The organism is Pseudomonas sp. GGS8, from assembly GCF_024168645.1.
GTDB lineage: Bacteria > Pseudomonadota > Gammaproteobacteria > Pseudomonadales > Pseudomonadaceae > Aquipseudomonas.
Map to the genome: position 1 here is coordinate 2,290,837 of NZ_JALJWF010000001.1, position 17,210 is coordinate 2,308,046.

Annotated in this window: 22 protein-coding genes; 4 read left to right on the forward strand and 18 right to left on the reverse strand. The window is 60.9% G+C overall.

Annotated features, from left to right (window positions below):
• The first annotated feature begins 9 nt into the window (after nucleotides 1-9).
• Nucleotides 10-735, forward strand: coding sequence for a tRNA (guanosine(46)-N7)-methyltransferase TrmB (gene trmB, locus J3D54_RS10185; protein ID WP_253417802.1), 726 nt, complete (start codon nucleotides 10-12; stop codon nucleotides 733-735).
• A 145-nt stretch (nucleotides 736-880) separates the two neighbouring features.
• On the opposite strand, the gene J3D54_RS10190 is transcribed toward trmB, so the two are convergent.
• From J3D54_RS10190 to J3D54_RS10235, 10 genes are all read right to left on the reverse strand, one after another.
• On the reverse strand, nucleotides 881-1,204 hold the full coding sequence (locus J3D54_RS10190) for a DUF3392 family protein (RefSeq protein WP_253417804.1): 324 nt from the start codon (nucleotides 1,202-1,204) through the stop codon (nucleotides 881-883).
• Nucleotides 1,205-1,213: 9 nt separating this feature from the next.
• A complete protein-coding gene (hemW, locus tag J3D54_RS10195; protein ID WP_253417806.1) occupies nucleotides 1,214-2,416 on the reverse strand; it encodes a radical SAM family heme chaperone HemW in 1,203 nt (400 codons plus the stop codon).
• Complete coding sequence (gene rdgB, locus J3D54_RS10200) at nucleotides 2,413-3,009, reverse strand: RdgB/HAM1 family non-canonical purine NTP pyrophosphatase (RefSeq protein ID WP_253417808.1); 597 nt, start codon at nucleotides 3,007-3,009, stop codon at nucleotides 2,413-2,415. The genes hemW and rdgB overlap by 4 nt, the downstream gene beginning before the upstream one ends.
• Entirely contained in the window at nucleotides 3,006-3,440 is a 435-nt protein-coding gene (locus J3D54_RS10205; protein ID WP_253417810.1) for a DUF4426 domain-containing protein, read from the reverse strand. Before J3D54_RS10205 ends, rdgB begins: the two co-directional genes overlap by 4 nt.
• A 26-nt stretch (nucleotides 3,441-3,466) precedes the next feature.
• Nucleotides 3,467-4,087, reverse strand: a complete 621-nt coding sequence (metW, locus tag J3D54_RS10210) for a methionine biosynthesis protein MetW (RefSeq protein WP_007939351.1) — start codon at nucleotides 4,085-4,087, stop codon at nucleotides 3,467-3,469.
• A gap of 7 nt (nucleotides 4,088-4,094) precedes the next feature.
• Nucleotides 4,095-5,234 carry a homoserine O-acetyltransferase gene (locus J3D54_RS10215; RefSeq protein WP_253417812.1) on the reverse strand — a complete coding sequence of 380 codons (1,140 nt, stop codon included), beginning with the start codon at nucleotides 5,232-5,234 and terminating at the stop codon, nucleotides 4,095-4,097.
• Between the two features lie 183 nt (nucleotides 5,235-5,417).
• Nucleotides 5,418-5,714 carry a DUF167 domain-containing protein gene (locus tag J3D54_RS10220; RefSeq protein ID WP_253417815.1) on the reverse strand — a complete coding sequence of 99 codons (297 nt, stop codon included), beginning with the start codon at nucleotides 5,712-5,714 and terminating at the stop codon, nucleotides 5,418-5,420.
• 4 nt (nucleotides 5,715-5,718) lie between these two features.
• Nucleotides 5,719-6,309, reverse strand: a complete 591-nt coding sequence (locus tag J3D54_RS10225; protein WP_019580613.1) for a YggT family protein — start codon at nucleotides 6,307-6,309, stop codon at nucleotides 5,719-5,721.
• Between the two features lie 10 nt (nucleotides 6,310-6,319).
• On the reverse strand, nucleotides 6,320-7,138 hold the full coding sequence (gene proC / locus J3D54_RS10230; RefSeq protein WP_253417818.1) for a pyrroline-5-carboxylate reductase: 819 nt from the start codon (nucleotides 7,136-7,138) through the stop codon (nucleotides 6,320-6,322).
• 34 nt (nucleotides 7,139-7,172) lie between these two features.
• Complete coding sequence (locus J3D54_RS10235; RefSeq protein ID WP_253417821.1) at nucleotides 7,173-7,859, reverse strand: YggS family pyridoxal phosphate-dependent enzyme; 687 nt, start codon at nucleotides 7,857-7,859, stop codon at nucleotides 7,173-7,175.
• A 56-nt stretch (nucleotides 7,860-7,915) separates the two neighbouring features.
• Here J3D54_RS10235 and J3D54_RS10240 point away from each other — a divergent pair, with 56 nt between their 5' ends.
• The gene (locus J3D54_RS10240; protein WP_253417823.1) at nucleotides 7,916-8,950 is read left to right on the forward strand and encodes a type IV pilus twitching motility protein PilT; all 1,035 of its coding nucleotides are present in this window, start codon (nucleotides 7,916-7,918) and stop codon (nucleotides 8,948-8,950) included.
• A 155-nt stretch (nucleotides 8,951-9,105) separates the two neighbouring features.
• Here J3D54_RS10240 and J3D54_RS10245 read toward each other — a convergent pair whose 3' ends face one another.
• Nucleotides 9,106-9,726 carry a C40 family peptidase gene (locus J3D54_RS10245; RefSeq protein WP_253417825.1) on the reverse strand — a complete coding sequence of 207 codons (621 nt, stop codon included), beginning with the start codon at nucleotides 9,724-9,726 and terminating at the stop codon, nucleotides 9,106-9,108.
• Nucleotides 9,727-9,976: 250 nt separating this feature from the next.
• Here J3D54_RS10245 and J3D54_RS10250 point away from each other — a divergent pair, with 250 nt between their 5' ends.
• Nucleotides 9,977-10,396, forward strand: coding sequence for a TM2 domain-containing protein (locus tag J3D54_RS10250; RefSeq protein WP_253417827.1), 420 nt, complete (start codon nucleotides 9,977-9,979; stop codon nucleotides 10,394-10,396).
• Nucleotides 10,397-10,537: 141 nt separating this feature from the next.
• Here the strand turns inward: J3D54_RS10250 and J3D54_RS10255 are convergent, their stop codons facing one another.
• The 7 genes from J3D54_RS10255 to gshB form a co-directional block, all read right to left on the reverse strand.
• The gene (locus J3D54_RS10255) at nucleotides 10,538-11,809 is read right to left on the reverse strand and encodes a dihydroorotase (RefSeq protein ID WP_253417828.1); all 1,272 of its coding nucleotides are present in this window, start codon (nucleotides 11,807-11,809) and stop codon (nucleotides 10,538-10,540) included.
• Entirely contained in the window at nucleotides 11,806-12,810 is a 1,005-nt protein-coding gene (locus J3D54_RS10260) for an aspartate carbamoyltransferase catalytic subunit (protein ID WP_007939362.1), read from the reverse strand. Before J3D54_RS10260 ends, J3D54_RS10255 begins: the two co-directional genes overlap by 4 nt.
• A 27-nt stretch (nucleotides 12,811-12,837) precedes the next feature.
• Complete coding sequence (pyrR, locus tag J3D54_RS10265) at nucleotides 12,838-13,341, reverse strand: bifunctional pyr operon transcriptional regulator/uracil phosphoribosyltransferase PyrR (RefSeq protein WP_253417829.1); 504 nt, start codon at nucleotides 13,339-13,341, stop codon at nucleotides 12,838-12,840.
• 99 nt (nucleotides 13,342-13,440) lie between these two features.
• Complete coding sequence (gene ruvX, locus J3D54_RS10270) at nucleotides 13,441-13,878, reverse strand: Holliday junction resolvase RuvX (RefSeq protein WP_007897947.1); 438 nt, start codon at nucleotides 13,876-13,878, stop codon at nucleotides 13,441-13,443.
• Entirely contained in the window at nucleotides 13,878-14,450 is a 573-nt protein-coding gene (locus J3D54_RS10275) for a YqgE/AlgH family protein (RefSeq protein ID WP_253417830.1), read from the reverse strand. Before J3D54_RS10275 ends, ruvX begins: the two co-directional genes overlap by 1 nt.
• A 189-nt stretch (nucleotides 14,451-14,639) precedes the next feature.
• Entirely contained in the window at nucleotides 14,640-15,539 is a 900-nt protein-coding gene (locus J3D54_RS10280; RefSeq protein WP_253417831.1) for an energy transducer TonB, read from the reverse strand.
• Nucleotides 15,540-15,616: 77 nt separating this feature from the next.
• Nucleotides 15,617-16,570, reverse strand: a complete 954-nt coding sequence (gene gshB, locus J3D54_RS10285) for a glutathione synthase (protein ID WP_253417832.1) — start codon at nucleotides 16,568-16,570, stop codon at nucleotides 15,617-15,619.
• Between the two features lie 233 nt (nucleotides 16,571-16,803).
• Here gshB and pilG point away from each other — a divergent pair, with 233 nt between their 5' ends.
• Nucleotides 16,804-17,208: a twitching motility response regulator PilG gene (gene pilG, locus J3D54_RS10290; RefSeq protein WP_253417834.1), complete on the forward strand. Its 405-nt coding sequence runs from the start codon at nucleotides 16,804-16,806 to the stop codon at nucleotides 17,206-17,208.
• Nucleotides 17,209-17,210 lie beyond the last annotated feature (2 nt).

Below are 17,210 nucleotides of genomic sequence, written 5' to 3' on the forward strand. Positions count from 1 at the left end.
GAGCCATTGATGATTGAATCAAACGACACGCCTATCCAGCAGGAAGAAGGCGAAGAGCGCCAACACCGCCGCATCAAGAGTTTCGTGATGCGCGCCGGGCGCATGACCGAAGGCCAGCAACGTGGTCTGGAGCAGGGTGCTCCGCTGTTCGTACTGCCTTTGGCCGATGCACCGGTGGATTTCGATCAGGTGTTCGGTCGCTCCGCGCCACGCTCGCTGGAAATCGGTTTCGGCATGGGCCATTCGCTGCTGGAAATGGCCGCGGCTTCGCCGGAGCAGGATTTCATTGGCGTTGAGGTTCACCGTCCGGGTGTCGGCGCGCTGCTCAATGGCGTGCTGACTCAGGGCCTGACCAACCTGCGTGTCTACGATTGCGACGCGATCGAGGTGCTCAACCGTTGCATCGCCGACAACAGCCTCGACCGCCTGATGCTGTTTTTCCCGGACCCGTGGCACAAGAGTCGTCATCACAAGCGTCGTATCGTTCAGGCGTCGTTCGCTGAGCTGGTGCGCAGCAAGTTGAAGGTCGGCGGTGTGCTGCACATGGCCACCGACTGGGAACCGTACGCCGAGTACATGCTGGAAGTGATGAGCGTCGCCCCGGGCTATCGCAACCTCGCCGAAGACGGCAAATGCGTACCGCGCCCGGCCGAACGCCCGATCACCAAGTTCGAACGCCGCGGCGAACGTCTTGGGCATGGCGTGTGGGATCTGAAGTTCGAAAAACTGGCTTAAGTACGGCGCTGTAAAAACTGTGGGAGCGGGCTTGCCCGCGATAGCGGTCTAACAATCAACGCAGAGGTTGAATGTTATGGCCTCATCGCGGGCAAGTCGAATCGTCGCACCGCCGCTCCCACATTGTTTTGTGTGCTATTCGAATTTAGCGGCGGTCGGCTACGACGCCAATCAACACCAGCACCACCAACAACACCGGTGCCAGGCTGTAGTTGTTGAACTGGCTCAGGCCTTTAATGATCCATGGCGTGGCATAGATCAGCGCCACGCCGCTGCCGACCATGCACAGCAGGGCCATCAGCGGGATGCGCAAGGCGCCGGCGATGCTGCCCAGGCGTTGGTCGACCCAGCCCTTGAGGTAGGCGCCAAACAGCACCAGCAGGCAGCCCACCAGCGCCAGAGAGATTTCCGACAGGTTGCTACGGCTCCAGCGGGACACGGTGGCGAGCAGGTCGAGTACCAGATCCATTCGATTTCCTTATGTCAGAAAAGTCTGCAGCAAGTCATTGAGAAAGAGTTGTCCGCGCATCGTGGCCGCCAGACGTGACGGTTCGACCTGCAACAAGCCACTTTGTTCGGCCTCGCGGCGGCCTTCGGCAAGGCTTTCCAGGGGCATCCCGGTGCGCTCCGGATACAACCGTGCTTCGACGCCCTCGGTCAGGCGCAAGGCATTCATCAGGAACTCGAACGGCAGTTCTTCATTGGTCAGCGCCTTCTCGCCAGCCTTGAAGCTTTTGGCCGGGTTGAGGTAATCCTTCGGCAAACGGGTCTTCCAGGTGCGCACGATGCGCCCGTCCGGATGACTGAGCTTGCCGTGGGCACCGGCGCCGATGCCGATGAAGTCGCCGAAACTCCAGTAATTGAGGTTATGCCGCGCCGGACGGCCGGGCTGGGCATAGGCCGAAACTTCGTATTGCGCGTAACCGTGCTCGGCCAACAGCGCCTGACCGGCCTCTTGAATGTCCCACAGGGCGTCATCTTCCGGCAGCGTCGGCGGCTGGTTCCAGAACACCGTGTTCGGCTCCAGCGTCAGCTGATACCAGGACAGGTGCGTCGGCTTCAGGGCGATGGCCTGGCGCAGGTCGCTCAGAGCGTCGTCCAGAGACTGATCGGGCAAGCCGTGCATCAGGTCCAGGTTGAAGTTGTCGAAGCCAGCCTGACGGGCCATGCCGGCGGCCCGCACGGCTTCATCGCCGTTGTGAATCCGCCCCAGGGCCTTGAGCTTCTCTTCCTGGAAACTCTGGATACCGATCGACAGGCGATTGATGCCCAGCGCCCGGTAGGCACGGAATTTCTCCTGCTCGAACGTCCCGGGGTTGGCTTCCAGGGTGATTTCTATGTCGCTGGCAAACGGAATGCGTTGCTCGACACCCTTGAGCAAACGGCCCAACGCCTCAGCGCTGAACAGGCTCGGCGTACCGCCACCAAAGAAGATCGAGCTCAGCTCGCGACCATGGACCGCATGCAGGTCCTGATCGAGGTCGGCCAGTAAGGCGTCCACATACTCTTGTTCCGGCAGCACCGGGCTGGCGGTGTGGGAGTTGAAGTCGCAATAAGGGCATTTGCGTACACACCACGGGATGTGGATGTACAACGCCAGAGGCGGTAGCACTGGCAGGGCCGCCCGAGGCGATTGCGCGCCGCCGAAAATCAGCGGCGACGTGGAGGATTCAACGGTCATTTCAGGCCCAGACGCTGGCGCAGCAGATCCATTGCACGGGCGCGGTGACTGATCTGGTTCTTGTCGCTCGAGCTCAGCTCGGCGCTGGAGCACTCGCGTTCCGGCACCCAGAACAGCGGATCGTAGCCGAAACCGTGTTCACCACTGGCCTGGGTCAGGATGCGCCCATGCCACAGACCTTCGCAAAGGATTGGCAACGGATCATCGGCATGACGCACCAGCGCCAATACGCAGACGAATTGTGCGCTGCGCTCGGCTTGTGGCACGTCTTTCATGACGTCGAGCAGTTTGGCGTTGTTCGCCGCATCGCCCTTGCCATCAGCGTAACGGGCCGAATAGATACCCGGCGCACCGCCGAGGAAATCCACCGCCAGCCCCGAATCGTCGGCCAATGCCGGCAGACCGGAAATGCGCGAGGCATTGCGGGCCTTGAGAATGGCGTTTTCGACGAACGACAGGCCGGTTTCTTCAGGCTCGATGCTGCTGAACTCGCCGATCGAGCGCAAGTGCACCGACTCGCCGAGCATGGCCTGGAGTTCCTTGAGTTTGCCGGCGTTATGGCTGGCCAGTACGAGTTGCGTGAAATTCATCATTCGCCGGGGAAAAGCTCTTGGTTGAAATTGATGGTGTTGATTTTGTCGCCGGTCTGCACCTTGATTTCAAAGGTGCGGATTTCCTGCTGATCCACCGGATACTGGGCGATGTAGTAGACCGCGCCTGTTTCGGTGATTTGTTTGAACTTCAATGGGACGCTTTGGCTGGTGAGGTCTTTGACCGTCCCGCTGACTTGCGCCGTTTGCGGTTTGCCGTCCTTGAGTACCGAGACGTTGATCACACCCAGGTTTTTGCTGCGAGTCAGCTCGGCTGCCTTGGCGATGTCCGGTGTCAGATATGTCGAGTTGAAGGTGTTGTAGTGCACCGTCACGTCGCCGAAGGTTTCCTGGCGTTCGCCTTTGATGACATCGGCGGCCATGGCGGTGACGCTCAGGCAGGCAGTAAGTACAAACAGCGCTAGACGACCCATGATCATTCTCCTCGAAGTGTCGTGATTCAGACCGCGACCTTGTGGTCCGGCAGACCGGGGCTGCTGACGCGATAGATGCCGATCTCACCTAACAGATTAGGCCATAGCTTACTGGCCCACCCGTGTCGATGCTGTTGATCCACGGCAAGTCGATCAATGACCTTGGCTTCACGTTCGCGACACAGCGCTTCAAAGTCTTCGAAGGTGCAGAAGTGAATGTTTGGCGTGTTGTACCAGGTGTACGGCAGAAACTCCGAAACCGGCATCCGGCCCTTGCTCGCCAGGTACCAGCGGCAGCGCCAGTGGCCGAAGTTGGGGAAGGTGATGATGCACTGGCGACCGACCCGCAGCATTTCGTCGAGGATCTTGTCCGGGTAATGCACAGCTTGCAGGGCCTGGGTCATGACCACGATGTCGAAGCTGTTGCTGGCAAAGTTGCCCAGGCCCTTGTCCAGGTCCTGCTCGATGACGTTGATGCCCTTGGCCACGCACTCGGCAATGTTGTCCGGGTCGTTTTCCAGGCCATAACCGGTGACCTGCTTGTGGTCACGCAGCCAGGTCAGCAACTCGCCGTCACCGCAGCCGAGGTCGAGCACGCGGCTGCCGGCGGGGATCCATTCCTGGATGATTTCCAGATCGGCTCTCATGTCTTCCTCAAAGCGATATGCGGTTCATGTAATTGCTGAAGGCCTGCAAGTAACGCGGGATCGGAATCAGGAAGGCGTCGTGGCCTTGCGGAGCGTCGATCTCCAGGTAGCAGACGTCTTTCCTGGCCGCCATCAGCGCGTCCACCAGCTCCCGCGAGCGGGCAGGGGAGAAGCGCCAGTCGGTGGTGAAGGACATCACGCAGAACTTGGCCTGGGCGTTGGCGAAGGTTTTCGCCAGGTCATCGTCGAAATTCGCCGCCGGGTCGAAGTAATCCAGCGCCTTGGTCATCAGCAGGTAGGTGTTGGCGTCGAAACGTCCGGAAAACTCCTCGCCCTGATACCGCAGGTAGCTTTCGACCTGGAACTCGACGCTGTGGAAGTCGTAGTTGAGCTTTTCGCTCTTCAGGCCGCGACCGAATTTCTCGCCCATGGAATCGTCGGACAGGTAGGTGATGTGCCCGACCATCCGCGCCAGCATCAGCCCGCGCTTGGGGATCACCCCGTGCTCCTGGAACGAACCGCCGTGGAACTCCGGGTCGGTGAGGATCGCCTGGCGTGCGACTTCGTTGAACGCGATGTTCTGCGCCGACAGTTTCGGCGCCGAGGCGATGGCCAGGCAGTGCCGCACGCGGTCCGGGTAGGTGATGGTCCACTGCAAGGCCTGCATGCCGCCGAGGCTGCCGCCGATCACCGCTGCCCATTGGCTAATGCCGAGCAGGTCGGCGAGGCGTGCCTGGCTGTGCACCCAGTCTTCCACGGTCAGTACCGGGAAGTCGGCGCCGAACGGCCTGCCGGTTTCCGGATTGATGCTGCTGGGGCCGGTGGAACCGTTGCAACCGCCGAGGTTGTTCAGGCTGACCACGAAGAATTTGTGGGTGTCGATCGGTTTGCCGGGGCCGATGCAGCTGTCCCACCAACCGGGTTTGCGGTCATCGGGGCTGTGGAAACCGGCGGCGTGATGGTGACCGGACAAGGCATGGCAGATCAGCACGGCATTGCTCGCCGTGGCGTTCAGCGTGCCGTAGGTTTCATAGATCAGGTCATAAGCTGGCAGCGAACGGCCGCAGGCCAGGGCCAGGGGTTCACTGAAGTGCGCCAGTTGCGGCGTCACCAGACCAACAGAATCGGGGGGGAAGGCAGCTGGCATCGACCCTGCTCTCGTTGAAATGAGGCGTAAGTCTAAAGACCGCTGTGGCTAGCGGCAAGCAAAGGCCGGGCCTGATTGCTTTCCCGTCAGACCGAGGCGCGGCCATCGCGGGCAAGCCACGCTCCCACACGGCAATGCGTACCCTGTGGGAGCGTGGCTTGCCCGCGATGAACGATGACGCGGTCAACCTGCTGGACGCGTTAAATCCGGCAACTCCGGCAACTTCTTCGGCGAACAAATCCGCACCCGCTTCTGCCGGTTCAGCTCTCCGCTGATCAAGCTCACTTGACTCTTTGGAACGCCGAACGCCTTGGCCAGAAACGCCATCAGGTACGCATTGGCCTTGCCCTCGACCGGCGGTGCGGTCAGGCGGATCTTCAGGCGATCCCCGTGCAGCCCGCAGAAATCATCGCTGCGGGCCGCAGGTTGCAGGTGACATTCCAGAATCAGGTCATCACCGTCCCAGCGAAAGTAGCTCACCGGGTCAGATCAGCAGACGCAGGATTTGCGGCATCATGGTCAAGGCCGCGAGGTTGTTGATCACCAGCATGTCGATCAGCTTGAGCACCATGAATGCCAGGATTGGCGAGATATCCAGGCCGCCGAGGTTTGGCAGAATCTTGCGGAACGGTGCCAGGGCTGGCTCGCAGATCTGGTTCACCAGTTCGGCGCCGGGGTTGTGGCTGCCCGGTGCGACCCAGGACAGGATCACGCTGATGATCAAGGCATAGAAGAAGATATTCAGGAACAGCGCCGTTACGCCGATCAGCGACCAGATCAGCAATTGCAACGGATTGCCGGTGGTGCCGAAGGTCAGCAGCAGGGTCAGGGCCATCAGCGCCAGTTGTACGAGAATCGCCAGCACCAGCGAGGACATGTCCAGGCCGAACAGGCTCGGGATGATCCGGCGCAGTGGTTTGAGCAGTGGCTGGGTCGCTTTCACGGCGAACTGGCACAGCGGGTTGTAGAAGTTTGCGCGCACCAGTTGCAGCACGAAACGCAGCAGCACGATCAGCAGGTACAGGCTGCCGAGGGTTTGCAGCACGTAAATCGCTGCAGTGTTCAATCCAATCATGTAAGGCTCCTTATTTGCCCAGTTGTTCGGCCATCTCGGCCGAGCGGTGCGCGGCGGCGCCCAGTGCTTTTTCCACCAGGGCTTCGAAACCGCCGGCCTGGAACGACTTGATCGCCGCTTCCGTGGTGCCCGCAGGCGACGTCACGCGGCGACGCAGTTCAGCGGCGTCGACATCGCTGGCGACTGCCATGTGTGCAGCGCCCAGCGCGGTTTGCACGGTCAATTGTGCGGCGATTTCGGGTGGCAGGCCGAGCTTCACGCCTGCGGCGGTCATGGCTTCGATCAGCAGGAAGAAATAGGCCGGGCCGCTGCCGGAAACGGCGGTGACCGCGTCCAGCTGCTGTTCTTCGTCCAGCCACAAAGCAATGCCGACGGCCGACAGCAGCTCTTGCGCCTGCTGGCGTTGCTCGGTGCTCACTTGGGTCGTGGCATACAAACCGCTCACGCCCTGACGCACCAGAGCCGGGGTGTTGGGCATGCAGCGCACGATGGGTTGGGCGCCCAGCCAGTTGTTCATGCTGGCGCAGGTGATGCCGGCCGCAATCGACACCACCAGCTGATTCGGCTTGAGGTTTGGGCGGATGGCTTCGCAAACGGCTTTCATCGCCTGGGGTTTGACCGCCAGCACGATTACGTCCACGCCCTCGATGGCTTGGGCGTTGTCGGCAAACATTTCGATGCCGTGTTCGGCGTGCACGCGGGCGCGGGTTTCTTCACCCGGATCGCTGGCGCGGATCTGCGCGGCGTCCAGACCTTTGGCGCGCAGGCCGCCGATCAGGCTGGCGGCCATGTTGCCGGCTCCGATAAAGGCAATACGAGTCTTGCTCATGTCAGGTCCTTATAGAGAGGTGAGTCAGCCATGTTCATGGTCGACTGTAATCGCGGGCGCCAAACAGGGCCGTACCGATGCGGACCCAAGTGGCGCCCTGGGCGATGGCCGACTCGAGGTCGTGGCTCATGCCCATGGAGAGTGTGTCGAGTGGCAGGTTCAGGCTGGCCTGCAGGTGCTGCACGGCAGCAAAGGCGGCGTCCTGGGCGGCGCGATCTTCAGTCGGCTCGGGAATCGCCATCAAGCCGCGCAGTTTCAAACGCGGCAGCGCGCTGATGGCATTGGCCAGGGCGGGCAGGTCGGCCGGGGTGCAGCCGGATTTGCTGGCTTCACCACTGACGTTGACCTGGATGCAGATGTTCAAGGGTGGCAAATCGACGGGGCGTTGTTCGGACAGGCGTTGTGCGATTTTCAAACGATCCACGGAGTGCACCCAGTCGAAGTGCTCGGCGATAGCACGAGTCTTGTTCGATTGAATGGGGCCGATGAAGTGCCAGATCAAGGGCAGGTCGGCCAATTCGAGCTGTTTGCCCAAGGCTTCCTGCAAGTAGTTTTCGCCAAAGTCGCGGAGCCCGGCGGCATAGGCTTCACGCAGGGCCTCGGCGGGCTTGGTTTTGCTCACGGCCAGCAGCTGGATGCTGTTCTCATCGCGGTGGGCGGCTTTGGCTGCTGCCTGGATGCGTGAACTAACCTGAAGAATGTTGTCTGCTATCGTGGACATCAAGAGGCGCCAGCGGTCTGAAGGTTCGCGGCATTCTACTGGAATTGAGGAGCGCTATGGATATCACTGAGCTGCTGGCTTTCAGCGCCAAACAGGGCGCGTCCGACTTGCACCTGTCCGCCGGTCTGCCACCGATGATCCGTGTCGATGGCGATGTGCGACGCATCAATTTGCCAGCCCTGGACCACAAGGAAGTGCATGACCTGATCTACGACATCATGAACGACCTCCAGCGGGTGGACTTCGAGAAGCATCTTGAAACCGACTTTTCCTTCGAGGTGCCCGGCGTGGCGCGTTTTCGGGTCAATGCCTTCAACCAGAATCGTGGTGCGGGCGCGGTATTCCGGACCATTCCGTCGAAGGTCCTGAGCATGGACGACCTGGGCATGGGGGAAGTGTTTCGCAAGATTACCGAATCCCCCCGAGGTCTGGTGTTGGTGACCGGCCCGACCGGCTCCGGCAAGTCCACCACGCTGGCGGCGATGATCGATTACCTGAACAATCATCGCCATCACCACATCCTCACCATCGAAGACCCCATCGAGTTCGTCCACGAATCGCGCAAATGCCTGATCAATCAGCGTGAAGTCCATCGCGATACCCGCAGCTTCGCCACAGCCCTGCGCTCGGCCTTGCGTGAAGACCCGGACGTGATTCTGGTGGGGGAGATGCGTGACCTGGAGACCATTCGGCTGGCGTTGACCGCCGCAGAGACCGGCCACCTGGTGTTTGGCACGCTGCACACTACCTCGGCGGCGAAGACCATCGACCGGGTGGTGGACGTGTTTCCGGGTGACGAGAAGTCGATGGTGCGCTCGATGCTCTCCGAGTCGTTGCTGGCGGTGGTGTCCCAGACATTGATCAAGAAAATCGGCGGCGGGCGGGTTGCTGCCCACGAGATCATGCTCGGCACCTCGGCGATCCGTAACCTGATCCGTGAAGACAAGGTGGCGCAGATGTACTCGTCGATTCAAACCGGAGGGTCGCTGGGCATGCAGACGCTGGATACGTGTTTGAAGGATCTCGTGACCAAGGGCGTGATCAGTCGCGAGCATGCGCGGGAGAAGGCGCGGTCGCCGGATAATTTTTGAGGGTTGGAGCGCGACCTGTGGCGAGGGGGCTTGCCCCCGTTCGGCTGCGAAGCAGTCGCAAACTCGGGCGATGCGGTCTTTCTAGTAACGCTTGGTGGCAGGTTTTGGGGCCGCTCCGCGGCCCAACGGGGGCAAGCCCCCTCGCCACAATCGGATCAGCGCTGTACGACGCGCAGTTGATTCGGTTCTTTCGGCAGAACCCGCTTGGCAACCACGTAGTGGTTATCCCAATACGGCTTCTTCAGGGTGTCGATGCTCACCGACTTGCCACGGCGTGGGGCGTGGATGAAGCGGTCGTTGCCCAGGTAGATGGCAACGTGATTGACCCGACGGCTCTTGATATTGAAGAAAATCAGGTCGCCTGGCTTCAGATCATTGCGGTCGACTTTCTCGCCGTGACCGCTGGCCATGGCGTTGGAGGTACGTGGCAGGTCGAAGGTGGCGTCGTTGAACGCGTATTTCACCAGGCCGCTGCAATCGAAGCCTTTACTTGGGCTGCTGCCGCCCCAACGATAAGGCGTACCGAGGACGTTTACCGCGCGGCTCAACACGTTGCTGCTTTCCCTGGTCGCCATCGACGGGACTGGCTTGCCATTGGCACTGCTCAGATGGGGGGAGCGTTTTACGGCCTGATGGTTTTTGCTCGAAGGAGCAGAAGCATGGGATTTGGGGGTGTAACCATTAACGTTGGGAAGACGTTGCTCACGATTGGTGGCGTGGGCGGCCAGGGGCAATAATAGGCAAATGGTTAGCCATGTCTTGAAAAATGGACGCATTAGGCAAGGCTCGTATGGGTTGGCGCGCAACTTTATAACAGCTTTTTTGGCCCTTCCGAGGCCGTTGGTCGATTCAACCTTGGGGTCAACGGAACCAAATAAGCGAAAAAAGGACGCAATTGTCTGACACAAGTCAGGCGGTACAGGGCTTTGACGGAAGTGAAGGTAGCATTTGCCGTATGTCGGCTGCCTGTAAAAAAGTCACAAAGAATTCAAGAATATTTCTCTATCGCGTGAATCGAGGCTATCCATGAACACCTATCGACAACCCGTTTCACCGCAAGACACGCACAGCAAAGTAATCGGTTACCTGCTGTGGATTTTCGGTTTTACCGGGGCTCACCGCTTCTATTACGGCAAGCCGGTGACCGGGACGATCTGGTTTTTGACTTTGGGCTTGCTGGGTATTGGCTGGTTGATCGACGTGTTCCTGATCCCGGCCATGGATCGTGAAGCGGACCTGCGCTTTACCGCCGGACCTATCGAATACAACGTTGCATGGATCCTGCTGACATTCCTGGGGGTGTTCGGTGTGCACCGGATGTATCAGGGAAAGTGGATCAGCGGGTTGCTGTACCTGGTCACGGGCGGGTTGTTCTTTCTGGGAGTGTTGTATGACTTCTGGACGTTGAATGACCAGGTTTCGATTCGCAATGCGCAGAGCCGCTGATTAATTGTGGCGAGGGGGCTTGCCCCCGTTCGGCTGCGTAGCAGTCGCAAATCAGCAATGGAGTTCTATCTGAAGGAATCCGGTTGCCAATAATGGGGCCGCTTCGCAGCCCAACGGGGGCAAGCCCCCTCGCCACAGGTCTTACGCCTGGTGGCTGATCCGTCCGTCCACCAGGGTGTAACGCACCACGCCCGGCAGGCTGTGGCCAATGAACGGGCAGTTTTCGCCCTTGGACAGCCAGGTTTCACCGGCCACGGTAGAGGCCGCCGGGTCGAACAGCACGATATCCGCCGCACCACCCACCGCCAATTTACCCGCCGGCAGGCGCAACGCCTCGGCAGGGCCGGCGCTCAAGCGTGCAAGCAGGGTCGGCAGGTCGAGCAAACCGTCTTCCACCAAGGTCATCGCCAGCGGCAGCAGCAGTTCAACGCTGCTGATGCCTGGCTCAGTCGCGCCGAACGGTGCCAGTTTGGCATCGCGCTCGTGGGGCTGGTGATGGCTGGAGATGGCGGATACCACTCCGGACTTCACCGCTGCCCGCAGGCCGTCGCGGTCGGCGCGGGTGCGCAGCGGCGGCTGGACGTGATAGAGGCTGCTGAAATCGATCAGCGCTTCGTCGGTGAGGATCAACTGATACAGCGCCACGTCCGCCGTGACCTTCAGCCCGCGGGCCTGGGCCTGAGCGATCAGCGCTACGCCGCGCGCGCTGGTGAGCTGGCTGAAGTGCGCACGCACGCCGCTTTGCTCGACCAGCAGCAGATCCCGGGCCAGGGCCACGGTTTCGGCCGTTTCCGGAATGCCCGGCAAGCCGAGGAAACTCGCGGTCGGGCCTTCATGGGCGAGGCCACCTTCGGCCAAGTCATGATCCTGCGAGTTGAAAATCACCGTCAGGTCGAACGTCGCCGCGTATTCCAGCGCCCGGCACAGGGTGCGGGTATTGCGGAAACTCTCCAGACCGTTGCCGAAGGCCACGCAGCCTGCATCACGCAAGGCAACGAGCTCTGCAAGCTGCTCGCCGTCCAGGCCTTTGCTCAGGGCACCGATCGGGAACACTTTGGTGTTGCCGGCTTCGCGGGCGCGGTCGAGGATCAATTCAGCCACGGCCGAGGTGTCCAGCACCGGTCTGGTTTTTGGCGGGCAGCACAGGCTGGTCACGCCACCGGCGGCGGCCGCGCGGGTTTCGCTGGCGATCGAGCCTTTGCGGCTGTAGCCCGGCTCGCGCAGGGCGACGTTCAGGTCAACCAGGCCCGGGGCGGCCACCAGGCCCTTGGCGTCGATGGTGTCGACGGCAACAAAACCGGCTGGAGCGGCGCCCAGGGCGACGATCTTGCAGGCTTCAACGTGGATATCAGTCACTTGATCCAGGCCGCTGGCTGGATCGATAACGCGTGCGCCGAGAATGCTGAGCTTCACTGGGCGTTCTCCTGCTCGAATTGGCGCTGGGCTGTTTGCCCGCTCATGGCCATGGACAGCACGGCCATACGAATCGCGATCCCGTAGGTCACCTGATTGAGAATCACCGAGTGCGGGCCGTCGGCCACCGCCGACTCAATCTCCACCCCACGGTTGATCGGCCCCGGGTGCATCACGATGGCATCGGGTTTGGCGCCGGCCAGGCGCGCGGTGGTCAGGCCGAACAGGCGGTAGAATTCGCCTTCGCTCGGCAGCAGGCCCCCAGTCATGCGTTCACGCTGCAGGCGCAGCATGATCACCACGTCGACGTCTTTCAGGCCTTCGGTCATGTCGGTGTAGACCTTCACGCCGTATTGCTCGATGCCGATCGGCAGCAGGGTTTTCGGCGCGATCACGCGGATGTCCGGGCAGCCGAGGGTTTTCAGGGCCAGCATGTTCGAGCGCGCCACCCGCGAGTGCAGGATGTCGCCGACGATGGCCACCGAGAGGTTTTCGAAACCGCCCTTGTGCCGACGAATGGTGAGCATGTCGAGCATGCCCTGGGTCGGGTGCGCGTGACGGCCGTCGCCGCCGTTGATGATCGCCACTTGCGGGCAGACATGCTCGGCGATGAAGTGCGCCGCGCCGGAATCACCGTGACGCACGACGAACATGTCGGCGGCCATGGCTTCGAGGTTGCGCAGAGTGTCGAGCAGGGTTTCGCCTTTGCTCGCCGACGATGTGGACACGTTCAGGGTAATCACGTCGGCCGACAGCCGCTGGGCCGCCAGTTCGAAGGTGGTGCGGGTGCGGGTGGAGTTCTCGAAGAACACGTTGCACACGGTCTTGCCGCGCAACAACGGGACTTTCTTCACCGCCCGGGCGCCGACTTCGAGGAACGAGTCGGCGGTGTCGAGGATTTCCGTCAGCAGCTCGCGGCGCAAACCGTCGAGCGAGAGGAAGTGGCGCAGCTGGCCCTGATCATTGAGCTGCAGCGGGCGCTTGGTTTCTAGAGGCGTCATCGCGAGGGGGACTCTCAATAGGGCGAATTAAAGGGCGAGGTCTTGAAGTTCGAGCTTGAGTTCCGGGCCGGACAACTTCACCCGTTCATGGGCTGCCAGCGACAGCGTCGCGCCAACCACGTTCGGGCGGATCGGCAGCTCACCGGCGTCCAGGTCCAGCAGGCACACCAGCGTTACGCTGGCCGGGCGGCCGTAGTCGAACAGTTCGTTCATTGCGGCGCGGATGGTCCGACCGCTCATCAGCACGTCGTCGATCAGCACCAGATGCTGGCCTTCGATCTCGAAGGGCAGCGCCGAAGGGCGGACTTGCGGGTGCAGGCCGTTCTGGCTGAAGTCGTCGCGGTAGAAGGACACGTCCAGGGTGCCCAGAGGCGCGTCGCTGCCCAGCTCATCGAGCAACGCCTGAGCGACCCAGATGCCACCGGTCCGTATGCCGATGTAACGCGGTTCGCTGATGCCACGGTGTTCCAGATAAGCCTTGAGGCGGATCGCCATCTGGCTGATCAGTTCGGCGGGATTGGGCAGGCTCATGGTTTGCTCCTTCTTTGTCCCGAGCCGGATGCTGCTTGAGTGGTGGCTCGGGTTGTCGCTAAGGGAGACGCCGCAGCGGCTCTTCAGAATTAGGTGCGGTCAGGATTCAAACAGTGCGGTGTTCTCGTCGAGCCAGCCTTGCAACAGCAGGGCGGCGGCGATGGCATCGACCGGATTGTCGCGGTAACTGCCCTTCTGGCCGCCACGGACCAGGCGTTCACCCTTGGCCTCGAAGGTGGTCAGGCGCTCGTCGTGAGTATAGAAGGGCAGGTTGTAGCGGCCGTTCAGGCGTCGGGCGAACTTTTCGGCCCGCAGGCACATGTCGCTCGGTGTGCCGTCCATGTTCAGCGGCAGGCCGACCACCACGGCGTCGGGTTTCCACTCTTTGATCAGGGCTTCGACCTGATTCCAGTCGGGAATGCCGTTTTGTGCCTTCAAGGTGCACAGCTCGCGGGCCTGGCCGGTAATGACCTGTCCGACCGCCACGCCGATCTGTTTGGTGCCGTAGTCGAAACCCAGAATCAACCGCAGGGCCATCAGGCGTGCCCCGCCTGGCTGGTGAGCAGGCTGAGGTTGATACCCAGGTGCTTGGCTGCCGCTTCGAGACGCAACTCGCTGCTGGTGTTGAACAGGATGTTGGCGTCGAACGGGCAGGTCAGCCAGGCGTTGTCCGCCAGTTCGGCTTCCAGTTGCCCGGCTTCCCAACCGGCATAGCCGAGGGTGATCACACTTTTCGCGGGGCCGACGCCGTCGGCGATGGCGAACAGCACGTCCTGGGAGGTCGACAGCGACAGCTCGCTTTCCAGATCAACGGTGGCCTGGTAGGTTTTCCCCGACGGGTGCAGGACAAAGCCGCGATCGGTTTGCACCGGGCCGCCGATAAAAATCGGCACGTGCTGGCAGAGCACTGGCGGTTCGATATCGGGGCGCAATTGCTCGAGGATATCGGCCAGGTTCAGGTCCTGCGGACGGTTGACCACCAGCCCCATGGCACCATTGGCCGTGTGCTCGACGATATAGGTCAAGGTGTGCGCAAAGTTCGGGTCGGCCATGTGCGGCATGGCGATCAGGAAGTGATGCTTGAGGTAGCTGGGGCTGACGTTCTTCATGAGCGCTAGTGTGGCGTTGGAGGGGCGAACTGACAAGCTGAGGATGCACAGGAAATGCCCCGAATCCCAGCAAACAACCTGTTCCCTGTGGGAGCGGGCTTGCCCGCGATGACGGCGGCACATCCAAAATAGTAGCATCAGGCAGACCGCTATCGCGGGCAAGCCCGCTCCCACAGGGTTCTGTGGCGTTCAATTGCTCGAAAGCTGGTCCCCGCGCGCAAACTTCCAGGTGCGGATGATTTCCAGGCGGTCGATGTCCGACAGATCCCCGGTAAACGGTGCGAACGGCGCAGCCAGTCGCACGATGCGTTGAGCCGCTTGATCCAGCAGCGGTTGGCCGGAGGATTCCAGCACCAGCACTTCATACAGCGAGCCGTCGCGGTTGATCGAGACCATCAGGCGCAAGTTGCCATAAATCTGTTTGCGCCGGGCCTCGTCGGGGTAATTGAGGTTACCGATGCGCTCGACCTTCTTGCGCCATTCATCTTTGTACCAGGCCCCCTTGTCGCGCATGGTCGAAGCGGCGCTCAAACGGTGGATGCGCGGGCGCTTGGCGTACAGCTGTTGTTCATTGGCCAGTTCCGCTTCCAGGCTGGCGATGTCGCTGGACAGCTGCGAGCTGTCGAAGGTCGGTGCCTCGACCTTGGGCTTGGTCTCGGTCTTGACGTCTTCCTGCTTGGTCGCGGCTTTTTTCGGCTTCGGCGCGACAGTCGTCACGGCGGCCTTGGGTGCGGCTTCCTGCACTTGAGGCTTGGCAGTGGGTGGCGGAGTGACCTTCTGCACCTTGTTGTCCTGGAAGGGCGCGACCTCGGTGGTCTTGGGAATCGCCTTTTTCTCCAGGGTGCCGCTGCCTTGCTGATTCTCCTGGGCGAGGAAATCGGCCTTTTTCGGCTTGGTTTCACTTTTGAAGGTGGCGAGAGTGATTTCCAGCGTTTTACTGATTTGCTTGGGTTCGACCATGGTGAACCCGACGCCCAACAGCAAGGCCAGGTGAATCAGCGCCGCGAGAAACAGGGTAAAGCCGAGGCGATCGGCCGGGCGCACGCCACGATGGGCGAGTTCAGCGGGCAGATCGGACGGGAGTGTCATGACAAGAAAACCAACATCGCGTTTTTTACAAGCCGGCGATGATAACGCAATGTTGGTTGTTTCTTGGCTGTTCTCGATCAACGAGTCTTGAGCTTCTGATCGATGGCATCCATCAACTGGCCGCCAATGTCGGTGCCGAACGCGTTATCGATCTCGCGAATGCAGGTCGGGCTGGTGACGTTGATTTCAGTCAGGTGCTCACCGATCACGTCGAGACCGACGAACAGCAAGCCCTTTTCGCGCAAGGTCGGGCCGACTTGCGCGGCAATCCAGCGATCTTTTTCGGTCAGCGGCCGGGCTTCGCCACGGCCACCGGCGGCGAGGTTGCCACGGGTTTCGCCTGCTGCCGGAATTCGTGCAAGGCAATAATCCACCGGCTCGCCGTCGATCATCAGGATGCGCTTGTCGCCATCAACGATCGCCGGCAGGTAGCCCTGGATCATGATCTGCTGCTTGCCATGCAGGGTCAGGGTTTCGAGGATCACCGACAGGTTCGGGTGACCCGCGGTGTGACGGAAGATCGACGAGCCGCCCATGCCATCCAGCGGTTTGAGGATCACGTCACCGTGATGGTCGGCGAATTCACGCAACACGTCCGGGCGACGGCTGACGATGGTCGGCGGCGTGCACTGCGGGAATAGCGTGGCGAACAGCTTCTCGTTGCAGTCACGCAGGCTTTGCGGTTTGTTGACCACCAGCACGCCAGCGCGCTCGGCTTGCTCCAGCAGGTAAGTGGAGTAGACGAACTCCATGTCGAAAGGCGGGTCCTTGCGCATCAGGATCACGTCCAGATCGCTCAGCAGCGCGTCGCTTTCGGCGCCCAGTTCGAACCACTTGTGCGGGTCGGCGAAGACTTTCAGCGGACGCATCCGCGCGCGGGCCTCGCCCTCGGCCTGATACAAATCGCGCTGTTCCATATAGAACAGTTCCCAGCCACGCTTTTGCGCGGCCAGCAGCATGGCCAGCGAGCTATCCTTTTTATAGGAGATGCTGGCGATAGGATCCATGACAATCCCGACGCGAACGCTCATGGGGTTTTCCTCGAAATTGGGGTGAAAAGTGCGATGAAAAAGTGGCGTCAGAGTGGCGCTGAGTGGGTTCCCGGTCAAGGAAAAACCACCGCATAGGTCACCCGATAGATTGGAGGGGGAGACTGTGCTAAAAAGGCTGCCATATCGAGCTGGCCCTTGAGTATCAAGGGTTTCGAGCCACCGGTGAGCCGCAAACGGACAAATTGATTCACAAAGGCGACGGTAGAGCCCCTATGGAACAGCATTCCAGCGCCTTGAAGGTCATGGTGATCGATGATTCGAAAACGATTCGTCGCACCGCCGAAACGCTGTTGAAAAACGCAGGCTGTGAAGTCATCACCGCAATCGATGGTTTCGATGCCCTGGCCAAGATTGCCGACAATCATCCCGGCATCATCTTTGTCGACATCATGATGCCGCGTCTGGATGGTTATCAGACCTGCGCGTTGATCAAGAACAACAGTGCGTTCAAGTCCACGCCAGTGATTATGCTGTCGTCCAGGGACGGGTTGTTCGACAAGGCCAAGGGGCGGATCGTCGGTTCCGACCAGTTTTTGACCAAGCCTTTCAGCAAGGAAGAACTGCTGAACGCGATCCAGGCCCACGTACCGGGCTTTGCCGCCGTTTCGCCGCAGTAGGA